This window comes from Ammoniphilus soli, from assembly GCF_040813775.1.
In genome coordinates this window covers 19,421-42,157 of sequence record NZ_JBEGDL010000011.1, presented here as the reverse complement: position 1 = coordinate 42,157, position 22,737 = coordinate 19,421, and the positions used below count along the sequence as shown (strand labels likewise).

At 46.7% G+C, this 22,737-nt stretch carries 20 protein-coding genes; 16 read left to right on the top strand and 4 right to left on the bottom strand.

All coding sequences use genetic code 11. The features are described 5' to 3' along the window. Window positions 1–6: 6 nt before the first annotated feature. The 8 genes from ABLT31_RS20190 (at window position 7) to ABLT31_RS20155 (ending at window position 8,631) form a co-directional block, all read left to right on the top strand. Entirely contained in the window at window positions 7–807 is an 801-nt protein-coding gene (locus tag ABLT31_RS20190; RefSeq protein WP_367755007.1) for a carbon-nitrogen hydrolase family protein, read from the top strand. 91 nt (window positions 808–898) lie between these two features. Further along, window positions 899–2,368 carry an ethanolamine ammonia-lyase reactivating factor EutA gene (locus ABLT31_RS20185; RefSeq protein WP_367755005.1) on the top strand — a complete coding sequence of 490 codons (1,470 nt, stop codon included), beginning with the start codon at window positions 899–901 and terminating at the stop codon, window positions 2,366–2,368. After that, window positions 2,343–3,707, top strand: a complete 1,365-nt coding sequence (locus ABLT31_RS20180) for an ethanolamine ammonia-lyase subunit EutB (protein WP_367755003.1) — start codon at window positions 2,343–2,345, stop codon at window positions 3,705–3,707. Before ABLT31_RS20185 ends, ABLT31_RS20180 begins: the two co-directional genes overlap by 26 nt. A gap of 13 nt (window positions 3,708–3,720) precedes the next feature. Continuing rightward, window positions 3,721–4,425, top strand: coding sequence for an ethanolamine ammonia-lyase subunit EutC (eutC, locus tag ABLT31_RS20175; protein WP_367755000.1), 705 nt, complete (start codon window positions 3,721–3,723; stop codon window positions 4,423–4,425). 188 nt (window positions 4,426–4,613) lie between these two features. Continuing rightward, window positions 4,614–4,790, top strand: a complete 177-nt coding sequence (locus ABLT31_RS20170) for a hypothetical protein (protein ID WP_367754998.1) — start codon at window positions 4,614–4,616, stop codon at window positions 4,788–4,790. Between the two features lie 68 nt (window positions 4,791–4,858). Continuing rightward, window positions 4,859–5,242, top strand: a complete 384-nt coding sequence (gene gloA2, locus ABLT31_RS20165; protein WP_367754996.1) for an SMU1112c/YaeR family gloxylase I-like metalloprotein — start codon at window positions 4,859–4,861, stop codon at window positions 5,240–5,242. Between the two features lie 336 nt (window positions 5,243–5,578). After that, window positions 5,579–7,669 carry an Ig-like domain-containing protein gene (locus ABLT31_RS20160; RefSeq protein WP_367754994.1) on the top strand — a complete coding sequence of 697 codons (2,091 nt, stop codon included), beginning with the start codon at window positions 5,579–5,581 and terminating at the stop codon, window positions 7,667–7,669. Window positions 7,670–7,764: 95 nt separating this feature from the next. Continuing rightward, the gene (locus ABLT31_RS20155; RefSeq protein WP_367754992.1) at window positions 7,765–8,631 is read left to right on the top strand and encodes a beta-propeller fold lactonase family protein; all 867 of its coding nucleotides are present in this window, start codon (window positions 7,765–7,767) and stop codon (window positions 8,629–8,631) included. An 88-nt stretch (window positions 8,632–8,719) separates the two neighbouring features. Here the strand turns inward: ABLT31_RS20155 and ABLT31_RS20150 are convergent, their stop codons facing one another. Further along, a complete protein-coding gene (locus ABLT31_RS20150; protein WP_367754990.1) occupies window positions 8,720–9,679 on the bottom strand; it encodes a hypothetical protein in 960 nt (319 codons plus the stop codon). A 170-nt stretch (window positions 9,680–9,849) separates the two neighbouring features. Between ABLT31_RS20150 and ABLT31_RS20145 the strand changes: the two genes are divergently transcribed. Continuing rightward, complete coding sequence (locus tag ABLT31_RS20145; protein WP_367754988.1) at window positions 9,850–9,996, top strand: hypothetical protein; 147 nt, start codon at window positions 9,850–9,852, stop codon at window positions 9,994–9,996. Window positions 9,997–10,476: 480 nt separating this feature from the next. Here ABLT31_RS20145 and ABLT31_RS20140 read toward each other — a convergent pair whose 3' ends face one another. Then, window positions 10,477–12,381: a sensor histidine kinase gene (locus ABLT31_RS20140; RefSeq protein ID WP_367754986.1), complete on the bottom strand. Its 1,905-nt coding sequence runs from the start codon at window positions 12,379–12,381 to the stop codon at window positions 10,477–10,479. Window positions 12,382–13,020: 639 nt separating this feature from the next. Between ABLT31_RS20140 and ABLT31_RS20135 the strand changes: the two genes are divergently transcribed. From ABLT31_RS20135 to ABLT31_RS20125, 3 genes are all read left to right on the top strand, one after another. Next, on the top strand, window positions 13,021–13,596 hold the full coding sequence (locus ABLT31_RS20135) for a DUF3231 family protein (protein ID WP_367754983.1): 576 nt from the start codon (window positions 13,021–13,023) through the stop codon (window positions 13,594–13,596). A 125-nt stretch (window positions 13,597–13,721) separates the two neighbouring features. Continuing rightward, a complete protein-coding gene (locus ABLT31_RS20130; protein WP_367754981.1) occupies window positions 13,722–14,303 on the top strand; it encodes a hypothetical protein in 582 nt (193 codons plus the stop codon). Further along, the gene (locus ABLT31_RS20125) at window positions 14,303–16,009 is read left to right on the top strand and encodes a GMC family oxidoreductase N-terminal domain-containing protein (protein WP_367754979.1); all 1,707 of its coding nucleotides are present in this window, start codon (window positions 14,303–14,305) and stop codon (window positions 16,007–16,009) included. The genes ABLT31_RS20130 and ABLT31_RS20125 overlap by 1 nt, the downstream gene beginning before the upstream one ends. A 192-nt stretch (window positions 16,010–16,201) precedes the next feature. Here ABLT31_RS20125 and ABLT31_RS20120 read toward each other — a convergent pair whose 3' ends face one another. Next, on the bottom strand, window positions 16,202–16,546 hold the full coding sequence (locus ABLT31_RS20120; protein ID WP_367754977.1) for a helix-turn-helix domain-containing protein: 345 nt from the start codon (window positions 16,544–16,546) through the stop codon (window positions 16,202–16,204). A 184-nt stretch (window positions 16,547–16,730) separates the two neighbouring features. On the opposite strand from ABLT31_RS20120, the gene ABLT31_RS20115 reads away from it, so the two are divergent. From ABLT31_RS20115 to ABLT31_RS20100, 4 genes are all read left to right on the top strand, one after another. Next, complete coding sequence (locus tag ABLT31_RS20115; RefSeq protein WP_367754975.1) at window positions 16,731–17,741, top strand: asparaginase; 1,011 nt, start codon at window positions 16,731–16,733, stop codon at window positions 17,739–17,741. A gap of 38 nt (window positions 17,742–17,779) precedes the next feature. Beyond that, entirely contained in the window at window positions 17,780–19,207 is a 1,428-nt protein-coding gene (aspA, locus tag ABLT31_RS20110; RefSeq protein WP_367754973.1) for an aspartate ammonia-lyase, read from the top strand. 84 nt (window positions 19,208–19,291) lie between these two features. Next, entirely contained in the window at window positions 19,292–20,728 is a 1,437-nt protein-coding gene (locus ABLT31_RS20105) for an alanine/glycine:cation symporter family protein (protein ID WP_367755346.1), read from the top strand. 202 nt (window positions 20,729–20,930) lie between these two features. Then, a complete protein-coding gene (locus ABLT31_RS20100) occupies window positions 20,931–21,359 on the top strand; it encodes a cell wall hydrolase (protein ID WP_367754971.1) in 429 nt (142 codons plus the stop codon). An 85-nt stretch (window positions 21,360–21,444) separates the two neighbouring features. Here ABLT31_RS20100 and ABLT31_RS20095 read toward each other — a convergent pair whose 3' ends face one another. After that, window positions 21,445–22,455, bottom strand: a complete 1,011-nt coding sequence (locus ABLT31_RS20095) for a DUF3231 family protein (protein ID WP_367754969.1) — start codon at window positions 22,453–22,455, stop codon at window positions 21,445–21,447. Window positions 22,456–22,737 lie beyond the last annotated feature (282 nt).

The following is a 22,737-nucleotide window of genomic DNA, read 5'->3' as shown; positions in this document are numbered from 1 at the left end:
ATACCAATGAAGGTAGCGATTGCACAGCTAACATCCAGTTTAGACAAAACATCCAATTTGCAGAAAGCGGTGGAGTATATTTCTCGGGCCAAGGGCTTGGGAGCAGACTTTGTCATTTTGCCGGAAATCTATATGGCTGCAACCACTCCAGGCTGCGGCGTGCTTCCCTCCGAGGTGGCAGAGCCATTAGATGGCCCTTTTGTCACCGGTTTGGCGGAAGCCGCTCGCGAAAATCAAATCTATGTGATTTGCGGCATGTTTGAATCCACTGTGAGAGAAGATAATCGAGCCTATAATACAACGGTATTTCTAAACCGTTCGGGGGAGCTGATTCAGTCCTACCGCAAGACGCATCTCTATGATGCCTTCTCTTATCAGGAATCGAAAACCGTAGCACCGGGTGAAAATCCCTACGAAGTCGTCGAAACCGAATTTGGAAAAATCGGGTTGATGGTTTGCTATGAAGTCAGATTTCCGGAGATTGCCAGGCAGTTTGCCCTTCAGGGAGCAGATATCCTGTTTATGCCTTCCGGTTGGGTAGCTGGGCCGATGAAAGAAGATCATTGGGAAACTTTGATCCGGGCCCGTGCGATTGAAAACACCATGTTCATCTGCGCGGCGGATCTGGTAGGCAGCATTTTCTCGGGTCAAAGCCTGATTGTCGATCCGATGGGCGTGGTCGTATCCCGAGCGGGAGAAGAAGAGTCGTTGATTATTGCCGATCTGGATCTGAGCCGCGTTCAGCGAGTGCGCCAAAAGCTGCCCAGCGTAGGCCATCGAAGAACTGAATTTTATACGCTAAGATAGCATATTCATTAGGAGAAGGCTGCTATTTCGGGTGACAGATCTACCTGGAATAGCCCTTTTTCATATTTGAGTTGAGATTTGGAGGGAAATCGTGAAAGGTCACTGGATCACGAGCATGGGGTTAGACCTGGGAACGAGTACCACGAAGATGATTATCAGCCGTCTTCGATTAGTGAATACAGGAGGGCCATCGGCTCTTCCTCGCGTAGAAATTGCCGAGCGTCAGCTTGTTTATGCCAGTCCGATCTATACGACTCCGTTAAAGAACCATGAGGAAATTGAAATGGAGGCGATCAGTGAGCTGCTCCGGCAGGAGTATCAAAAAGCAAAGGTCAGTTTAGCGGATATCCAGACAGGCGCTGTCATTATTACAGGAGAAACAGCTACGAAGAAAAATGCCGAGGTTGTCGTCCATTCCCTGGCCCATCGGGCGGGAGATTTCGTCGTTGCGACAGCAGGAGCAGATTTGGAAGCCATTTTGGCCGGGAAGGGGTCGGGAGCCGAGCGTCGATCGCTGGAAAATCAAGCAGCCATCGCTAATATCGATATTGGGGGAGGAACCGCCAATACGGTCTTTTTTGAAAATGGGGAAACGGTCGGCACCCTGACCTTTCATGTGGGTGGGCGGCTGATTCGGCTGGATGCGAAGGGAACGCTCCATTATGTGTCGGATGCCTTGAAGCCCTGGCTTACAGCCAATGGATATACGTTGACTCCTGGCGAATCTATCGATTTGCAACACCTTATGGAAATGACCCGCCGTTTATGTGAAAGCATGGTCTCTTACCTATTGAAACGAAACGACGACAATGACGCAGAGCTTCTTATTCTAGGGAACAGCAAGGATATGCGCCGTGATTTTCAAGAGTTAGTGATATCGGGAGGGATCGGCAGTCTTTTGGATCAGGAGCTTCCCCAATCGATGGAGGAGGTGGCCGTATATGGAGATTTTGGTCCCTTATTGGCACCGATTCTTCGTGAAGTATGTCTTGGGATTGGGGTCAAGGTGGTCCAAGCCAAGGATGCGGGGCGAGCGACGGTCTTGGGAGCGGGGATGCAGAGCACAGAAATGAGCGGATCGACGATTTACGCCAACCCATTGCTTTTGCCGCTTCGCAATGTACCTGTGCTCCAAGTGGATCTGGATGCAGAACAAGGCCTCGCGAAGGCTATCAATATCGGAATCACCCGTTTTCAGGATCTTCAAGACGCTCCCTTTGCTTTAGCCTTAATGGGACCTCCCGTTCACTCCTATGCGGACCTGACAAGCCTAGCAGACCAAATCGCTTCCTTATTGCGAACAAAACTGAGCCACAAAAGCTGTATGGTGATCCTCTGTGAGCATGACATGGCGAAAGCTTTGGGTCAGTCGATTTTCTTACGCTGTCGCCAGGGGCCACCTGTGATTTGCATCGATCAGGTTCAAGTCAGGCATGGAGACTATGTCGATATCGGAAAGCCGGTTGCAGGAGAGGCGATCCCCATTACGGTCAAAACCCTCGTTTTTTCGGAAGGGAATCAAGGAGGAGGAGTTCATGAAAAAAACAACCTTGTTCGGTAAAACCTATCAGTTTGGTGATATGAAAGAAATATTTGCGAAGGCCAATGAGCACCGCTCCGGTGACCAATTAGCCGGAATCGGGGCAGCAGACCGGAAAGAACGGATGGCAGCTAAACAGGTGCTGGCGGACTTAACGTTAGGAGAGATTCGCCATCATTCTCTTCTTCCGGCAGATCAGGATCAGGTTTCTTTCGTCATCGAAGAAAGTGTAGAGGAAGAGATTTACTCAGGCATTCAACGATGGACGGTTGCCGAGCTGCGGGAATATCTCTTAAGCGATCAGGCGGATGGAACGGCCATCGCTTCGTTGAGCCGAGGTTTGACGAGTGAAATGATCGCCGCCGTAACCAAGCTGATGTCGAATCTGGACCTCATTCAAGCCGCTGCCAAAGTTGACGTGATCACTCGCTGCAATACGGAAATCGGGCAAAAGGGTGTGCTGGCCAGCCGGGCTCAACCGAATCATCCGACGGACCATCTAAGAGGCATGCGGGCCTCCCTTTATGAAGCGTTAAGCTATGGGATAGGGGATGCTGTCATTGGGATCAATCCGGTCATTGATACGACGGAAAATATCGCCTCTCTCTTGAGGGAGTCCAAGGATGTGATCGAAAAATGGAACATTCCTACGCAAAATTGTGTGCTTTCTCATGTGACGACCCAGATGAGAGCGATCAAGCAAGGTGCACCGGTGGATTTGATCTTCCAAAGCTTAGCGGGGACGGAACAGGGAAATAAAGCTTTCGGCATTTCCATTCCCTTGCTTGATGAAGCTCATCAGCAGATTCAGGAGGAAGGAACGGCGAAGGGACCGAATCGCTGGTATTTCGAAACCGGTCAGGGATCGGAATTATCGTCGGAAACCCATCATGGCATCGATCAGGTCACGCTGGAAGCTCGATGCTATGGGTTGGCCAAGCGCTATCAGCCCTTTTTGGTCAATACCGTGGTAGGTTTTATCGGTCCAGAATATCTATTTGACAGCAAACAGGTGATTCGGGCAGGCTTGGAGGATCATTTTATGGGAAAAATGCACGGTCTTCCAATGGGCGTTGATGTCTGCTATACGAACCATATGGAAGCCGATCAGAATGATATGGAGAACCTCGGGTCACTGCTTGCTATGGCCGGCGTCAATTTTCTGATTGGCGTGCCGTTAGCGGATGATTGCATGCTGAATTACCAATCCTTGAGCTACCATGATATCGCGACGCTGCGCCAGCTCACGGGCATGAGGCCTGCGCCTGCTTTTGAGAAATGGCTGGAGAGCATAGGCGTGATGGAAAAAGGCTGCCTAACCCAACTGGCCGGGGATCCTCGAATCTTTCTAAAAGAATAAGGAGGCGGGAACAATGGAAAAGGAGAAAGAATGGGACTTTCTGCGGCGTTCTACCCCCGCGCGAATCGGGGTGGGAAGAACCGGAACAAGACCCCTTACACAAACGCTTTTGCAGTTTCGAGCGGATCATGCGGCAGCGGTTGACGCTGTGTATGGGGAAGTATCCTTATCATTACTAGAAAAGCATGGATTATTTACGATCGAAACGGAGTACAAAACCAAGTCCAATTATTTAAACCGACCGGATGATGGGAGGCGCTTCTCGGCAGAAGCCCTAGCTCATTTATCGAGTGTATGCGTGAAGAAACCGCAGGTACAAGTTGTGGTTTCGGATGGACTAAGTGCCAGCGCCGTGGAGGAAAATCTCTCGGATATTTATCCGGCACTCATGGATTCTTTAACCGTTTATGGTTTAACCGTGGGTACTCCATTTTTCGTAAAAGGGGGCCGTGTCGGTTGCATGGATCCCATAGGGGACTGCTTGGAGCCGGAAGTGCTGGTCTTGCTCATTGGGGAACGGCCAGGTTTAGTCACACCCTCCTCCCTCAGTGCTTATATGTGCTATCGTCCAAGAGCAGGCAGAAAAGATGCCGAGCGAACCGTCATCTCCAATATCCATCGGAAAGGGACGCCTGCTATCGAAGCCGGCGCCTATATCGGAACCCTCGCAATGAAGATGATCGAGCAGCAAGTAAGTGGGGTGGGGTTGGTATTATAGAGTGCCTGTCACCCCTCGGTTTTTGTCGAAGAAGTAGACGGATTCCTCATTCGTCTGCTTTTTTTACTTTAAGCTTATGTAAACTTTATGTTAATGGCACCAAAATCAATCCTTGTCCATGTTATGATGCAGATATAACAAAATTTTAGAAATTTGAGAAGGAATGTCAAAACCGAATGGGGGGTATTATGAATCAAAATATAGTTCAAAAGGTCATAGAATCCATTCATGAAATGCCAGAAGATAAAGCGAAACGATTATTATGTGATGTTCTTTTAGCAGTAGATGTTACAGATAAACATAAGGCTTATAAGGAAGCGAATAAGTTATTACGCGATATTATAGCGAAGATTATTACTGAATAGAGCATTAAGATTGCATTTTAAAAGCCATTTGGTTGTTCCTTTTAGAGAGAATGGAGTTGTTGTATAAAATGATCATAAATAAAATCCATCATGTAGCCATCATTTGCTCCGATTATGAAACATCTAAGCATTTTTATGTGCATATTCTGGGCTGTAAAGTGATCCAGGAAACCTACCGAAAAGAACGGGACTCCTATAAGCTGGACATGTTAGCGGGGGAGAGCCAGATTGAATTATTTTCCTTTCCCCATCCTCCTGAAAGGCCGAGTTACCCTGAGGCTAGGGGGTTGCGGCATTTGGCTTTTCAAGTGGATAACGTGGAAGAAGCAGTGGAATATCTTCAATCCGAGGGGGTAAATGTGGAACCTATCCGTACGGATGATTTGACAGGGAAAAGATTTACTTTCTTTGCTGATCCGGATCAATTACCCATTGAGTTGTATGAGAAGTAGTCCCACTTTAGGGGGATAGATTGACGCGGTTAACCTTTTTTATGGAAAACGAAAAAAGTTTAATTGTAAGTCTCTTTTGGGGAATTACCCTCAGCATCCCTTTGTGGATATCTACTATTGGATGGATGCAATTATTAATTCGCGTTTTTCGCATCATCAGTCGCACAAAATTGGCTTACTAAACCCTAACCATTTGTTTAGGGTTTTTATTTTGTATAGGAACTAGGGTCCAGCCTGGGTCCTTATTACCGTTTTTTTACAAATAGTGCAACTCTCTTTCCCTTCCCCTCGTCAAACTAATAAGAAGACGATCCTAATATATGGGAGGAAAGAAACATGAAAAGGTCAGCAGCAATTATGAGGTATATTTGCATGTTGATGGTCGCAGCACTAGTCGCGGCAGGAACGACAATGCTTGAGCCGATTCCGGTCGGGGCCGATCATGAGCCGGTTTCTGGGATTGCGTTGAACAAAACGAGTTTGACGTTGACTGCTGGTGGAGATCCCTATACCTTGACGGCCACTGTTTCTCCTTCGCATGCCAATCAGGAGGTCCGGTGGACTTCCAGTGATTCCGCTATAGCTAAAGTGGATGACCAAGGAAAAGTTACGCCAATCGCGGCGGGAACCGTCACGATCATCGCCTCGTCCGTGGATGGGGGCAAAACGGCCGTATGTACGGTAAAGGTGAATCCGATACCGAAAAGCGTAACAGGGATTACTTTGGATCAAACCCAAGTGACCTTGACATTGGGGCGGGAAACCATTACGCTGCAGGCGCGGATTCAACCGAGTGATGCGACGAATAAAGCTGTCAACTGGATGAGTACGGATGCCAATGTTGCGAAAGTCGACAAGTCAGGCAAGGTTACCCCGGTCGGAGTGGGAACCGCTACCATTATTGCAACGACAGAAGATGGCGGCTTTACAGCCACCTCTCAAGTCAAGGTGATCGGGGTTCCTGTAACCGGCATTACCTTGGATAAAACGAAGCTAACCTTATATGAAGATGGGGATACTGCCACCCTGAAGGCCACGATTACACCGTCGGATGCGAGCCAGAAGGAGATTGTTTGGAGCTCCAGCAAACCCTCGGTGGCTACGGTCAGTTCCTCAGGCGTGGTCAGGCCTCACGATGCGGGAACCGCAGTGATTACGGCCACAACCGTTGACGGCAGCAAAAAGGCGACCAGTACGGTTACGGTAATTCAACAGTTTAAAGATATTATTGTGGATAAAGAAACCAACAGTTCAGTTACAATTACATGGAATGGCAGCTCGGGATCGGTCCGGGCGGAATTGAAGAGAACAACCCGTTTGGTGAAATCTACCTCTACAACGAACCGCAAGGTGACTTTTACGGGATTGGACTCAAACGCCGAATATCAGCTTTATCTGAATGGCCAGCACGTGAAGACCTTTACCATTTCAAAGCTGACCCATCCGGATGTGAGGAATCTGACCGTTCAAAAAAATAGCTCATCGAGTGTCACGCTGACATGGAGCGGCACTTCAGGAACCGTTCAAGTCGATCTGATCAAAGATAGCCGCAAGGTGGATTCTCTTTCTACGAGCAGAAGGCAGGCTACATTTGATGACCTGGATGATGAGGCAGACTATAAAATCTTTATTGCCGGAAAGATAGCGGGAGCCTTTCGAATCGAAAATCTGAATCAAGCCAAGAATCTGGAGATCGAGATTACATCGGGGGATAGCGTCGAATTGTCTTGGACCGGTACGGAAGGAAGGGTAGAGGTTGTTTTGCGAGAAGATGGCCGGTTTTTCGACTCCAAAACCACCAGTGGGAACAAGGTAACCTTTTCCGGTCTGGAGGCGTATGAGGATTATGCCGTGTATATCGACGGAAAACACTTGAAAAGCTTCCGTTTTAATCCCATCACCTTTAGAGATGTTCGACAGCATTGGGCCAAAGAAGCCATTGAACGCTTAGCCAACCGAGAAATTCTGAACGGTTTTCCGGACGGCACGTTCCGACCTGATCTGACGGTAACGAGGGAGCAATTTGTAACGATGCTGATCCAGGCCAAACAGATCCGAGTGCCAAAAGGGAAAAACTTGTTTAGGGATGTTCCATCCGCTCTTTGGTCCGCCCCTTTTATTACAGCAGCGGTGGAAGAGGGCATTATCATTAGAAGTGAGTACGGTACTTCCTTCCGTCCTGAGCAGGCCATCACACGCGAGGAAATGGCCGTCATGATCGCCAGGGCACTTGATCTGAAATCGGATTCTGGCGTAATATCATTCAGGGATAAGACACAAATGAATCATGTCGGTTTGGTTGGGGCCGTAGTCAAGGAAGGGATCATTCTCGGATACCCGGATAACTCCTTCCGTCCGAAGCAATCCTTGACGCGCGCGGAAGCAGCCATCGTGATCGATTTAGTGATGAAAAAAATGGAGGATTAAGGCTGTTAAAAAGCAGATGACAAACCGTATCTAATTTAGGTACGGTTTTTTTCTTTTGGCATTTCTTAATAGTATGGCAGAAAGGAAGTGATAAAATGGCTAGAGCCTATGTTACAAATGGTGAAATTGGTCACGTCTTTGTCATCAACACTTTATCCAACCGGGTCATTTCTATGATACCTGTTGGAGAAGGTCCTAGCGGGGTAGCCGTAACACCTAACGGAAAACATGTCTATGTAGCGAATAGCGGCTGGTATAAAGTTTCCCGCACCGTTTCAGTGATCAGCGCGAAAACCAATCGGGTCATTGCCACCATCCCTGTTGGAAGAGGCCCTCGTGGGGTAGCGGTGACACCTGACGGAAAACGTGTCTATGTGACGAATTCCTCCTCCCATACGGTGTCCATAATCAACTCGAAATCGAATCGTGTCATGGCTACGATTCCTGTTGGAAGGGGTCCTGAAGCCATAGCAGTTAGTCCGGACGGAAAACAGGTCTATGTCGGGCATGCCCGCTCTCATACCGTTTCGGTAATTAACACGAAATCCAACCGTGTCATTGCTAGGATAGCGGTCGGTGACAGTCCTCGTGCTGTAGCAGTAGCGCCCAACGGAGGTCGTGTGTATGTAGCGGGTAAGCACGTGTCGGTAATCAGTGCGAAAACCAATCGGATCATGACTACAATCCCTGTTGGAGGCAACTCTTTAGCAATAACACCCAACGGAAGTCGTGTGTATGTAGCGGGTAAGCACATGTCGGTAATCAGTGCGAAAACCAATCGGATCATTGCTACCCTACCTATTGAAGGGACCTCTTTAGCAGTAACGCCTAACGGAAAACGTGTGTATGTCGCGGAGTCTTTCCGCGTTGTAGTTATTTATACTCCATCGAATCGGGTTATTGGACGGATCCCCATTAAAGCTGGAAGCGCTGAGGAGATCGCGATTTCCCGCAATCCTTAGCAGATCTCCCTTGATACCCATATGATCATAACGAAAAACACAAAAGAAGTTGCCTATCAATAGACAACTTCTTTTGTGTCACCAATCTTTATTTTCGTCTTTTTGCTCTCGCATTTACCACTTTAATCGTACTTAATTGGGCTTTGGTGAGCGGCCGAACATAAGAAAAATCTCCTTTTCGAGCCGTTGATTTGACCAATCCGAACTTACCTGCAGGTAGAGCAACCAAAGTCCTGAAGGATTGCATGGCCCAATGAATAGGGAAGCTGATGGAACGACCATCTGAATACCGGGCATAATTAACAGCTGTCGCATAGCCGTCGGGTAAAGAACACCAAACGGATCCGGAATCTCCTTCTAAGGATACTGGAAGGTATGATGATGTTATAATGGTTTGTCTTTCAAAGGAAAAGGTCCCGATTCCCGGATAGGTGAGATCTAAATCGGTATCGACCGATTCCACGACTCCGGATTTAAATCCTGTGGTACGTCCTGTCTTAAAGACTTGGAGTCCGACTCGATAACTAGAGAGATGACCTGGTATGGTAATGCGCCTTGTAAAGAATGGCCGATCCGGTTTACTCCCATAAGTTAGGTATCGCGGGTCAAGAACGGCATCTGAAGTGGGGAGACCAATTGCAGCATCGATGAAATTGACTTGTGGTCGGGGACGGAGAAGAACGATTTGCGACAATTCCCCTATTTTATCATTTGGAAGTGATCCTCCATCTGCACCGCCTGGTTGTATGATTTCAGTTAATTGGTTCGTGTTATTGGTCCCTAACACGTGATTGCAACTCAAAAAAAATAGTTGACCTCCTTTTGTTACCGTAAGTCCATATGTCCCTGTGCCTTCGTTAGAAGGACTAACGCTTACACCTCCTGGAACAGGGCGATGTCTGTTCCGATAGACCTGTGTTGGCCTCGCCTTTTCTGCACTGGATATAGGAGCAGTTGCCGTTGCTGTTCCGGCTTGGATGATTCGTACTGGCAAAGATGCGCTTGAGCCTGTCGCTCTGATCATGGCGGATACTACGATTTTGCCCAAATTCAGGGCACAGGTTGAAGACGAATATCCGTTTATTGGAAGAATTTATTTTTGGTCTAAAAGTCCTCCTCTTATTAAAAAAAGAAGAATCGAATTGCTTTAGTGATATAAAAGTATTCGCAGATGATGACGCAAGGCCGACAGATATCTAACCTTCAGGAGGAATATTCATGAATATTTTGTTCCGTTTCAATTGTTCTTGTTGTGGGAAGGAAAAGCTAACGGATTCGGTTCTATTAAAATGCTGCGATAAACTCATGACGAATGTTGGACATGTCATCATGTCAGACCATGATTTACAAAGACTCAAGCGATAGAAAAGAGATTCTAGTAAAGTTCCGCATTCTACCAGTTAATTAGACCAAGCACTTCTGATTCTTCCCTTATAAAATAGATTATCTTGACGAAAAGGGGGGAGGAACCATGAAAACTCACGGACACAGAAGACGTTTGGTTATTACTCGATCCCGGAGAAAGCGTAGTCATTCGCTGCCGCCGACGATAATAACAATCACTAATTTAAGAAGGGTGTCCCAAAAAGGCTTTTGGGACCCTTTTCCTTTTTGACCATGTTGAATAAGTGGAGAAACGTCAATTAAAGTCAAAATCAAATAAGATAAGGTCATAATAATGGGTAAAGCTCCCACTAATTCAGCTCAGGCCTATCATTTTGGCCGTTTCATCAGCAGTAGTGGTCGTTTTTCCATCTAAAGGTAAGATAAGTTCTTGATTTTGAGATTTTATTGGCGATTTTCCACTTATTTAAAACCAACTTTCTTTGTGCCTGCAGAAAAAGTCTATTGCCTACCGATAACTGGAAGCAATATCGTAAAAACAATCTTTTCCTCTTCTATCCTTACCTGCAATTCTCCGTTGTACCTTTTGACAAGGTCACTTACAATCGCTAATCCTTGACCATGATTTTTACTGGAAGTCCCTGTTTCTTTTGTGGTAAATCCCGCCTCAAAAAGCCGTTCCTGATCTTGTGGCGTAAGCAAGCCCGGTACCATCGTGTTGTGGACCTCAAAGCGGTAGTGCTCCCCGTTCTCATGCAATCCTATCTTCATCCAACGCTTCTCCTCAGGCATTTTGCTCGTGGCCTCAATGGCATTATCCATGAGGTTTCCATACATTCTGATCAGATCGGTTTCGGGATAATCCATCGTGAAGTCAGGCTCCACATCCATTTCAAATCTAATCTTCCGGTCAGCCGCGACCGTAGATTTCGAGAAAAACAGGACACTCAGCGTCGGGTGCGCGATTTTTATGGACTGGTCCAATCTTCTCACTTCGTGGGAGAGCTGCCTGAAGTATTCCTCAGCGCGATCATACGATTTTAACTGGAGATGCCCCCAGACGACCTGGAAGTGATTGTTCATGTCATGGCGAAACGATCGCATGGACGAAACTAGATTTTGAAACTCCTCCTGGTAGGTTTGCTGCGTAATTTGCAGGTCTTGCTTGGCTCTCGCTTTCATCTGCATAACCAGAGAATTCATCTTGACGGTCATCTCGTTGATATACTCCGCCACTTGATCCAAATCTGATTTCTTCTCGGGGAGGCGGATCACCTCCGTTAGATTTCCCTCAGATACCTTTTTTAGATGCTCTCGAATCGTGGACAAGGGCTGCAAGCTCCTTTTTGTCATGAAATACGAAAGGGAGCACATGAGGCAAAGCATAAACAGATAGGCCCCTATAATGATCACTAGAGCAAGCTGAAAGAAAGATTGTTCATCCTGCTTGTTCCGTGTCAAAATCATGGCTCGTTGATTCGGCAAGGGGACAAAGTGCTTTTCATAGAGGACACCATTCTCCTTAAAACGGAAGGCTTGGGCTTCGTGATCTAGCTGCAAATTCAGCAGATGCAATCGGTCCTCTGCTCTTGGCATCAGATCACGGCCAAAAAGGACGGTATTGTCCCGTTCCGGCACAATTTCGTTCGGCTTGGATATTCCTTCAAGCCAGGGAGTCACATTGACGATCGCAATGCTTTTAATCATTTGGTTTCTTTGCGTTATCTCACGGATAAAGTTTTCCGGACTAAATCTCTGTTTTACCATCTGAATTTGTTCGTCCTTGACGTAGGGAGCAATGAGATAAGGCGTTCCTTTTCCGTCCGTTGTGAGAAAATAGGCGTATTTGTAATAAGCATCCTCCCAAGAAGATTTAGCGACGGGCCCAACCCAGTAGCTAGGCTGTTTATAGCCTTCTTTCACGTCTGCGCCGCCCGTTCGAATCAATTGGCGCAACGCAATCGTCCAGGTATTATCCTCACCCCAGTCCTTGGAAGACACCCCAATCTCCCCTGGATCGGAGGATTGAATGATCTCGATATGACCATCGATCTCGACACATAAAGAAATCTGTGCAACCTGATATTTTTCTTTCAGCCTCGTAAGCTCTTGTCTACCAATCTCCTCTAGCCTTTTCCCTTTCAGATCTTCTGCAAGATTAACAGAAGCATAATAGAGCAACTGGTCAATGTCCTGTTCGACGGTTTGTGCAGCTTGATCCGAAAGATTAATGGACTGGATGATAATCTCCGTAGCGGATTGAACCTCTAATGAAATATGATTACTGAAATGCTCTTTAGATAGCCAATATAGGATGAAAGTAGAAAGCAATCCTACCATTCCGGTAATTAAAGCCAATTGAAGGGTCAACCGGGAGAGGATCGACCGATTTTCACGAAAAAACATAAGCCTAGTACCTCTTTCACCATGACATTCCGTGTTAATATATTGAACTATTATACCTAATGTTTAAGCAATAATCTAAGCCTCGTCGGACAGGTGAATGGCAATGGTTCGGTTAGTATAATTTTAGACAATTTATTATTTTTTAATAACAATGCTGTTAAGAGGATAAAAATGGGTATACTCTGGGTAAGGAGAAAATAATGCATATGATTGTTTAAGTGAATATAAAGCGTAGATTCTAGTGAAATTCCGTATTCTATCAGTTAAATTGACCAAGCACTCCGGGTTCTTCCCTCATAACATAGATTATCTTGACGAAAAGGAGGGATGAATGATGAAAACAAACCAACGCAGATCAGGACGTTTCGTTATTGTACTAAACCCCGGAGAAAGCGTAGTAGTTCGTTGCCGCGGTCGACGCCGCCGTAACGATAATAACCATTAATTTAAAGCATCTGCCGTCAGCAGATAAAAAACCTACACTTCAAATAAGTGTAGGTTTTCTTGTTCTGTCTCCAGGAAAGTCTACTGGATGGTTCATCCAATGCTTCGCCTCAGGCAATTTAGTTGTAGCTTCAATGGCATTATACATAAGGTTTGCATACATATTTCAAGATCTTGCCCCGGAAATCGTATGAATTGTTATTTTTTGTACAAATTATGGTAAAAGGAGGTTATCCTATGCCCAATCCGTTTGAATTGATGAAGGATTTTTTTGAACCTTTTATAGATGGGGAAAAAATGCCTTTGAACGTGGGAGAAGTCATGAATTTATGGTTTTATCTCAAGGGGTCTGAAGAAACATTACGGAACGAACAAGTAGCATTTAACATTGTAGAAGATGAAGAATTGCGAAAACTCTTCGAGGATGTTATAAACAACGTTCATAAACCTATTATTGATGAAATCAAAGATTTCTTGACAAAGGAATCTGTTCCTCTCCCCGACGTTACACCTGCTATTCCTATGGGGGATTTTAGATCGATTCCCTTAGGGGCAAAATTGAGTGATGAGGCCCTCTGTAACCTTCTGGAGTATAACATTGTCCTCGGGATCAATTACGCCGTTCGGGGTCTTACCGAGTCTGTCCGTGCTGATGTTGGCTTATTGTTTTCGAAGTGCCAAATGAGAAAGGTAGCATTTAGTGTTTCACTAAAACAATTTTCTATAAAACGCGGTTGGATAAAGATTCCGCCTTATTATAAAGCATTTTAAGCCGATCTGTTCCGGGTCGGTTTTTTTCTTGACATAGAAAACGAAGGTTCAGCTATATCTATATAGTACAGCCAATCTATCGAGGTGGTGAGGTTTCAATAGACGAGCAAAAGAGGCTCAACGAGATGGTTGATCGATATACGAGAGCAACCTTTCAAGCACTCGTGGATGCGATCATTCCGGCGACTCCCATTCTTGCCGCAACATTAGGAAGTGAACAAGCGGCTGGAGCGATTGATTTATGTATTTATGAATATGTAATTCAGGAGTTGAACCACTCCCGTCCGATGCAGGACGATATCCCTTTTTCAAAATCAACTGCTCTCTTACTCGACTCGTCTGCCATTGAACTGCTAAGGAAAGGGTTCGTAAAACATTTTCCCCATGTCAAGTCATTCCCCGGCGGCGGGCCTTTTTCAGCGCTTCGGCGCAGTGACCGGTTAAGAGCGATCGACCAATTGGATCAGCTGGATATTGAGCTTCATTCCCTTCCTCTTCCATATCAGGAAAATACCGCCCTTATTCAAACGATGATGAACTCGCTGAATCAAATCACCATGTTCGGCTATTATGCGGGTTGGTCCGGCGCTCGAACGGGGTGCTTTCCTCTAAGTTGGATCCAGGTCGGTTATCCGGGTCAGGCCTTTGGTTACCGCGATTTTCGCGGATATCTATTGAGATTTCCGCTTAAGGGGGGGAAATCCTAATGGCAGACCCGGATGTGATTGTCATTGGTGCAGGCGGTGGTGGCGCTGTTATAGCCAAAGAACTTGGAGAGGCAGGGTTAAACGTATTAGTCTTGGAAGCAGGCCCTTGGTATGGGAATAGAAACTGGCCCCATCCGAATACGGAACCCGGCAGCAAGAGCAGCTCCAGTCTGGATGACTTGGATATCCATCTCTACAAGAGATGGTTTGATAAGAATGAACTGAACATGAATGACTTAATTGCAGGAAGAATTCGCTGGGGACCAGCGGACCGTGAACGCCCGCCTTGGCCCCGTACGGTCTTGCGAAGAGGCTTTGTTTGGCAAAATTCCGGCGTGGGAGGCAGCACACAGCATTATCTTGCGAATTCTCCCCGCGCATTTCCTCAGGCTGTGGATTCGAAGTGGCCCATTTCCTATCGTGAACTGATTCCGTATTATGAAAAAGTGGAAGCCACCCTGCCGGTCAACTTTGCGCCGACGACTTCAAAAGAAGAAGTGTTTTATTATGGTGCGAGAAAAGCAGGGTGGCCATTGATTCCAACATTGGATGTTACAAGCCCCGGCTACCGCCCGCAACCTAATGCGATCCTGCCTCCCAATAAAAACCTTACCAATCCCAACTACTCGCTCGAGCAATTATCCTGGATGGAAGGCTGTACGCTTGCCGGCCATTGCATAAATGGTTGTCCTCATGGGCCTTCCGTCGAAAAAATCGCCAAGCGATCGACAAATGTGAGCTATGTTCCTCTTGCCTTAAGGACGGGAAACGTCAGGATCAGGCCGAATGCATTTGCCACCAAAATTTTAACGGATCAGCATCCGATTGAGGGATATCTCGCGATTGGAGTGCAGATAAGAGATACATGGACAAGGGAGACGGAGGAGTATAAGGCCGCAGCCGTCGTGATGTCTGCTGGTGCCGTGGAAAGCCCGCGTCTTTGGCTCAACTCGGGGTTGCCGCAGAATCCGTGGGTGGGGAGAGGGCTCGTCAACCATTATTTTGACTGGATAACGGGAATATTTGATGAAAAAAATGTCATTCCTATTTTGGGAAGCCGTGATATTAATCCCTTTATAGGCCATACATCAGGAGCCAGACTGGATTTCCCTGGATTGGGATCCATGCAGGTGACAGGGGTTAGCCCCGGTTTATTTGCTTCCATGACCTATGGTTTGAGTGATTCAGGCTACAACTTCTTGCATCCACCCATGCCTGGAATGCCATGGGATGCCTGCGGACGTATCGCGGGACCTGAGTTAAAGGAGCTGATGGCCAATTATCGAAGATCGCTGAGCATTGCCATTTTTTCCGATGATCAGGTTGACCAACGAAACGGCATTACGGTAGACCCCACTACTCGAGACGAACACGGACCCATTCCGATAGTGAACTATATTCCAACCAAGCGGTCGACGAAAAATCGGAACCACTTGGTTAAAATGGCAGCTGAGATCTTGAGGCGAGCAGGCGCCAAAAAAATTATCCGGTCAGATTGGCCCATGGCTCTGATGATTCATATGGAAAGCACGATGCGAATGGGATTTGTCGTCGATCCCAACGGTGAATCCTATCAAGTGAAGCGTTTATACATCGCAGATAACAGCGTGCATTTTAATTGCCTGGGGGGAGCCAATCCGACTCTGACGACCCAAGCTTTGGCTACGCGCACATCAGAAAAAATGGTGAGTAAGTATTTCAGTTAGTCGTAAAAGGGGATTTCCTATATTAAGTACGTGGAGAAACGCCAATTAAAATCAAAATCAAGCATGATAAAGTGGAAATAGTGGGATACGTGCCATCTAGATGGCCTGAATGGGAGTATTTCCACCTATATCAAAATCATAACTCACCGTTTAAATTGAGGCTGCCATTTCGGCAGTCTTTTTCTAGTTGAATCATCCCAGTTCTCTTTTCGTTCGGATAAAGGCAATCACTTGCTTGACTTCATCCTCGGACAGACACTTTTCATCTACGCATAGCTTCAAGGGACCGGAGGCTTCTAAATCGGTTAATTCAATGGTTTGGCCTGGTTCTAAGAGAGGATCATCGACGCGCCCGAACAGATAGTCAACGGAGGTATCGAGCAAATTGGCCAACTTAACAATGGCTTCCAACGAGGGTTGGCGATAACCGGATTCATATCCCGCATAGGTGCTCTTGGCAATGCCAAGCTGGTCGGCTATATATTGCAAGGACCATTTTTTTCTTTTTCGCAGGTCGGTCAATCGTTCCAGTATCATACTTCCCCCTCCTTTTGTTCTTTTATTATAACATCACTTGCCGTTCTTTGATTAAATTAAAATTATCTAAAAGTTCGCGAAATGAATAAAAACTATTGTGAAAATGTTAAAACGATCGTATAATATGGCTATAAAGTTCGCGAATCGCGAACAAAAAGAATGGGTTATGGAGGTGTGGGACCACATGAAGAAAATTCTCTTATTGGCAACTGGAGGAACAATTGCTTCTGTTCAGGGGAAAGATGGACTTACGCCGGGGATGACCCCGGAGGAACTGACCGGCTTTTTAGAGGCGAATCCAAATTGCCGTGTAGAAAGTAAAATTTTGATGAATATCGATAGCACGAACATGCAGCCGGAGTTCTGGGTGGAAATGGCGAAAGCGGTATACGACCATTATGAGGATTATGATGGATTCGTCATTACACATGGCACGGATACCATGGCCTACACTTCCGCCGCTTTATCCTACATGCTGCAGCATTTGGCTAAGCCTGTTGTGGTCACCGGGTCGCAGCTGCCGATGACCTACAAGAAAACGGATGCCAAGAAAAATGTATCCGATGCCATCCGATTTGCCTGCGAAAAGATTGGCGGGGTTTATGTTGTGTTTGACGGACGAGTCATTATCGGGACAAGAGCGGTGAAAATGCGCACCAAAAGCTATGATGCTTTCGAAAGCATTAACCATCCGTACATCGCTGCGGTCGAGGGGGACGCTGTCCGGTATTTCAAAAAGCTGCCAACGCCCAAAGCGGAGAAATTGGTTTTCGATTCGAGCCTTTGTCCGGATGTTCTGTTATTGAAGCTTCATCCCGGGACCAAGCCAGAGCTTTTTGACTATCTAAAACTTTTATATAAAGGTATTGTCATCGAAAGCTTCGGTTGCGGAGGGGTTCCTTTCGCAGAGAGGGATTTGCTTGGCAAGGTGCAGGAGCTGACAGCCGCGGGCATTTCCATCGTCATTACAACCCAGTGCTTGGAAGAAGGGGAAGATCTGGGACTATATGAGGTCGGACGAAAGGTAGCGCAAAATCGCGTCATTCTTTCCAAGGATATGAATACCGAGGCGATCATACCGAAGCTGATGTGGGCCTTAGGCAAGACGAATGATCCTGTTGAGGTGAAACGGATCATGGAAACCCCGATTTCCGGCGACTGTACAGTGAAGTACGAAAGAAAAAGCGTGTGCTGATCAAACATGAAAATATATTGAGGGAAGCTGGGAGAAATATGATCCATACACAAGAAATGAGACGGGAAAAAGATTTCCTCGGAGAAAAGGAAATCCCTAGCCACGCCTATTATGGGATTCAAACCTTGCGGGCCACGGAGAACTTCCCAATAACCGGCTATCGGCTGCACCCGGCCCTGATCCGGGCGATGGCGATGGTAAAAAAGGCGGCTGCACTCGCCAATATGGAGACCGGCCAATTAAATGCCAGGCTGGGACAAGCCATTGTCCAGGCGGCTCAGGAGATCCTGGATGGAAAATGGCATGATCAGTTTATCGTTGATCCCATCCAAGGGGGAGCGGGCACATCCATCAACATGAATGCCAACGAGGTCATCGCCAATCGCGCCCTGGAGCTGATCGGCGAGCGGAAGGGAGACTATTTCCAGCTCAGCCCCAACTCCCATGTGAACATGTCGCAATCGACGAATGATGCTTTTCCGACTGCAATCCATCTGGCTGTTTTGGATCTGCTCGAAAAGCTACTGGAAACGATGCAGACCATGCATGATGCGTTTGGGAAGAAAGCACAGCAATTTGACCATGTGATCAAGATGGGGAGAACGCACCTGCAGGATGCGGTGCCCATCCGCCTGGGCCAGGAATTTGAGGCTTACCGCCGAGTATTGGAGCGCGATCTGAAGAGGATCAGGCAATCGCGCCAGCATCTGTTTGAAATCAATATGGGGGCAACGGCCGTCGGCACCGGTCTCAATGCCGATCCGCGCTACATCAAGCAAGTGGTCCAGAGATTGGTGGAGATCAGCGGCTTTCCGTTAACTGAAGCAGAGCATCTGGTCGATGCGACGCAAAATACGGACGCTTATACGGAAGTATCCGCCGCTTTGAAAGTGTGCATGATCAACATGTCCAAGATTGCCAACGATCTGCGCCTGATGGCATCGGGGCCGCGCGCAGGCTTGGGTGAAATTTCCCTTCCGTCTCGTCAGCCGGGTTCTTCCATCATGCCGGGAAAAGTCAATCCGGTGATGGCTGAAGTGATCAATCAGGTGGCTTTCCAAGTCATCGGGAATGATCACACCATTTGTCTGGCATCGGAAGCCGGTCAATTGGAGTTAAACGTGATGGAGCCGGTGCTCGTATTTAACCTTTTGCAATCGATCAGCATCATGAACAACGCATTCGGTGCGTTTACTGCGTATTGCTTGAACGGGATTGAGGCGAATGAAGAACGGATGAAGGCCTATGTGGAAAAAAGCGTAGGAATCATCACGGCGGTCAATCCGCATCTCGGCTATGAAACAGCCGCCCGAATCGCAAGGGAAGCCCTTCAGACGGGGAAATCGGTCCGCGAACTGTGCTTGCAGCACAACGTCCTGACAGAAGAGGAGTTGGATCAGATTCTGGATCCCTTTGAAATGACACATCCCGGCATTGCCGGCGCGAAGCTGTTATTCAAAAATTAAATGCCGCCCTCTTGCAAAAGAGGGAAGCTTTTTCGATAGGAAATGAAAACGCTAACTCAAGTGGAGAGAGGAGATGTTTTTGAAGTGTCATTTTTAGAACAGTTTGTTTCATTCAGCAATGATATATTGTGGTCTTATATTCTTATTGCCTTGCTTATCGTGTTAGGAACCTATTTTACGATTAGATCCCGTTTCGTCCAGTTTCGCTTATTTCCGGAGATGGTGCGGCTTCTGGCGGATGGCGCAGGAAAGGTAGGGGAGAAGAAGGAGGGGATTTCTTCCTTTGGCGCTTTTTGTATCAGTACCGCATCTCGAGTGGGGACGGGAAACTTAGCCGGAGTGGCCATGGCGATCGCCCTGGGCGGACCGGGAGCTGTATTTTGGATGTGGGTGATTGCCCTGATCGGTTCGGCATCCGCCTTTGTGGAAGCGACCCTTGCCCAGATTTACAAAGTGAAGGATGGGGACGGATACCGTGGCGGTCCCGCGTATTATATGGAAAAAGCTCTGAACCAGAGATGGATGGGCGTTCTTTTCGCGGTGCTCATTACGTTGTGCTTTGGTCTTGTGTTTAATTCCGTTCAAGCCAATACGATTACAATGGCTATGGAAACGGCATTCGGCACGGATCGCCTGATTACAGGATTGGCCCTTTCCGCTGTGACCGCTGTTATCATCTTCGGAGGGGTAAAACGGATCGCCCGCGTAGCGGAATGGATGGTTCCGGTGATGGCTGGTGCCTATGTATTGATTGCTGCTTTTGTTATCTTTAAGAATTTTGCATTGATTCCGACTGTATTGTTACTGATTGTCAAAAGCGCATTCGGCTTCGAGCAAATGGCAGGCGGCGGAATGGGTGCGGCTCTCATGATGGGGATCAAGAGAGGACTTTTTTCAAATGAAGCAGGAATGGGAAGCGCCCCGAATGCGGCGGCGACGGCCGAGGTCAGCCATCCAGTCAAGCAAGGGCTGGTCCAGTCCCTTGGCGTATTTGTTGACACGCTCGTGCTTTGCAGCTGCACTGCTTTTATCGTTTTGCTTTCCGGGGCTTATACAATAGAAGGATTACAGGGAATCGAACTGCTCCAGACCGGACTCAGTTCTCAAATCGGTGCCTGGGCCTCCAGTTTCATGGCTTTTGCCGTACTGTTGTTTGCCTTCAGCTCCGTCATCGGAAACTATTATTATGGCGAGACCAACATTGAATTTATCAACTCCAACAAGGTTTGGGTTTTATTGTATCGAATGGCTGTAGTAGGAATGGTCCTGTTCGGTTCCGTGGCGAAGATCGGTATCGTGTGGGATATGGCAGACTTATTTATGGCTTTGATGGCCTTGACGAATTTGGCGGCCATCATGCTGCTCGGAAAAATCGCGTTTGCCGCACTGGCGGATTATGTGGAGCAAAAGAAGCAAGGGAAAGATCCCGTGTTCCATGCCCGCAGCATTGAAGGCTTACAGCATGCGGAATGTTGGATGGATGGGGAAGACAGATCCCGCAAACAGAAGCGGGTTGTGTAATCGAGCCTAATCTTATCGGAAAGAAAACTGTAGATGGAGCATAGTCGTCATATATTCCGGTTGCCTAGGAATCCAGCTGATAGCGAAACATGCTCGGGTTGGTCTTTTTATTACGGAAAAGACCTTTATGACAAAGCTAGCATTCCCCTCTTTAGGCTATCGGTAATATTCTGTGGTGATATGAAGATGGTGAGGTGAAACCATGGCAGTTGTTAAAGCAAGGCAGTCTGACATCGATCTCTTAGCAAGATTGCTTCGGGCTGAAGCTGAGGGTGAAGGAGAATTGGGGATGCTGCTCGTTGGGAATGTAGGGATTAACAGGATAAGGTCAAATTGTTCCGATTTTAAGGGTCTCCGTACCATTCCGCAAATGGTTTATCAGCCGCATGCTTTTGAGGCTGTCATTCATTCCTATTTTTACCAAAAGCCGAGGGATAAGGAAAGACGTTTAGCGCGAAAGGTGATAAACGGAGAGAGGTATTGGCCGGCAAAGTTCAGTTTGTGGTATTTCAGGCCTCCGGGAAATTGTCCTCCCACGTGGTATGATCAGCCTTTTGTAGAGCGTTACAAGCTGCATTGCTTTTATCAGCCAACAGGTGCAGAGTGTGAAAATGTTTATAACGCGCTTTAAAAACAAGAAGGACTGACTTCCATCCAGATGGGAGTCAGTCCTTTTTTCTCTGCTAAGAAGTTAATTCAAGATGGATGCCATGCAGTTATGGATTCTTTTTTATTAATTCATTCCTATTTAGAGATTGCGGGGGCTCTTCCATCCATCCGCTTTCAATCAGAAGATCGGCAGCATCTTCTGCAAAAGCTCCAATCTCTGCAATAAATCGGGCATACATAAACGATAAATCGTGCCTCATACTGGATGCTGCGGCAAGCCCGTAATTGCCAATGCCTGCTGCATTCAACATGGTTGTAAGATAAAGCATAAGCTTATCTGAAAAAGGTGCTTCTTGAGAGGCTGTCACGGATACATCCCATAGAGATGGAGCAGGAAGGTTATCTTCCTGCAATTTTTGGGCAAAGGCTTTGGCGTGCTTGTCCGCTATCTTTTTGCCTCTCCATAAGATCGTTTTGACATCTTGGGATTGGGCAGTTTGGGAAAAAGCTGTCATTAAATTGGACCCTAATAAATTCGTATCCAGGTTCGTAAAGATACTTGTGATTTCAATGGAGGTTAATGGTCGGCGTTCTCCAAAGAAACCTGACATAAAATTCGTGCCTTCAACAAAACTCACCTTTTCAGGAACGGGCAAATAGGGCGGCCTAATAAGAATCCCCTTATTTAGCGCGACTTGCAGTGCTTTGTCGTCTAGTTCTTGAGTGGTATCTATACAATATTTAAAAACCGATCGAACATCCTGGCGGGTAGATAGGCAACGAGCTAAAGAAAAAGTGCTTAAACCAATTTTCGCAATACTCTTCACGAAATGAAGCATAAATATATCTGTAACCAATCGAGGCGCGTTCATATTTACATCATTGTCTGTAAATCCCTGGGGGATGGGAAAATCCTCTTTTTCAAACACTTTTTTGATATCCTCTGTATAGCCATTTGCTACTTCAAGCGCATATTCAATTACTGGTTTAATCTCTTCATCCTGGACTGTATTTAAAAAATATTTCAGGATACAGATGGATAAGGCGCCGTTCATATAACTAGTCCAAAGACTTGAAATCTCCGATGCGGTTAGTTCGGTTTCTTTTACATGTTCCACCTTAAGCTCACCTCCATATACAGCCCTTGGAATTAATTTGTTTCAATAAAAGCAAATTAATTCTATGCGGATAAATTTTTAATTATGAGGATTAAATTGGAAACTTGGGCAGAGGAGTAGATTGATATGCTGGCTAGCATATCAATTTTCGGGGTAGCGATTGTGATCGCACTCATTGAGGTTCCCGATCTATTGAAAAAAATTAAAAAAGGAACTAAGGGTTTTTTCAATTCTTCTCGTCTTAGGGACTGGCTTTGGATAAATGTTTAAAAAATGACTCTT

Excerpts from the sequence above, each read along its gene's own strand:
- ABLT31_RS20100 (WP_367754971.1), top strand. The coding sequence starts at position 20,931 with ATGGCAGTTGTTAAAGCAAGGCAGTCTGACATCGATCTCTTAGCAAGA.
- aspA (WP_367754973.1), top strand. The coding sequence starts at position 17,780 with ATGATCCATACACAAGAAATGAGACGGGAAAAAGATTTCCTCGGAGAA.
- ABLT31_RS20190 (WP_367755007.1), top strand. The coding sequence starts at position 7 with ATGAAGGTAGCGATTGCACAGCTAACATCCAGTTTAGACAAAACATCC.
- ABLT31_RS20180 (WP_367755003.1), top strand. The coding sequence starts at position 2,343 with ATGAAAAAAACAACCTTGTTCGGTAAAACCTATCAGTTTGGTGATATG.
- ABLT31_RS20170 (WP_367754998.1), top strand. The coding sequence starts at position 4,614 with ATGAATCAAAATATAGTTCAAAAGGTCATAGAATCCATTCATGAAATG.
- ABLT31_RS20160 (WP_367754994.1), top strand. The coding sequence starts at position 5,579 with ATGAAAAGGTCAGCAGCAATTATGAGGTATATTTGCATGTTGATGGTC.
- ABLT31_RS20140 (WP_367754986.1), bottom strand. The coding sequence starts at position 12,381 with ATGTTTTTTCGTGAAAATCGGTCGATCCTCTCCCGGTTGACCCTTCAA.
- ABLT31_RS20130 (WP_367754981.1), top strand. The coding sequence starts at position 13,722 with ATGGTTGATCGATATACGAGAGCAACCTTTCAAGCACTCGTGGATGCG.
- gloA2 (WP_367754996.1), top strand. The coding sequence starts at position 4,859 with ATGATCATAAATAAAATCCATCATGTAGCCATCATTTGCTCCGATTAT.
- eutC (WP_367755000.1), top strand. The coding sequence starts at position 3,721 with ATGGAAAAGGAGAAAGAATGGGACTTTCTGCGGCGTTCTACCCCCGCG.
- ABLT31_RS20155 (WP_367754992.1), top strand. The coding sequence starts at position 7,765 with ATGGCTAGAGCCTATGTTACAAATGGTGAAATTGGTCACGTCTTTGTC.
- ABLT31_RS20125 (WP_367754979.1), top strand. The coding sequence starts at position 14,303 with ATGGCAGACCCGGATGTGATTGTCATTGGTGCAGGCGGTGGTGGCGCT.
- ABLT31_RS20120 (WP_367754977.1), bottom strand. The coding sequence starts at position 16,546 with ATGATACTGGAACGATTGACCGACCTGCGAAAAAGAAAAAAATGGTCC.
- ABLT31_RS20115 (WP_367754975.1), top strand. The coding sequence starts at position 16,731 with ATGAAGAAAATTCTCTTATTGGCAACTGGAGGAACAATTGCTTCTGTT.
- ABLT31_RS20145 (WP_367754988.1), top strand. The coding sequence starts at position 9,850 with ATGAATATTTTGTTCCGTTTCAATTGTTCTTGTTGTGGGAAGGAAAAG.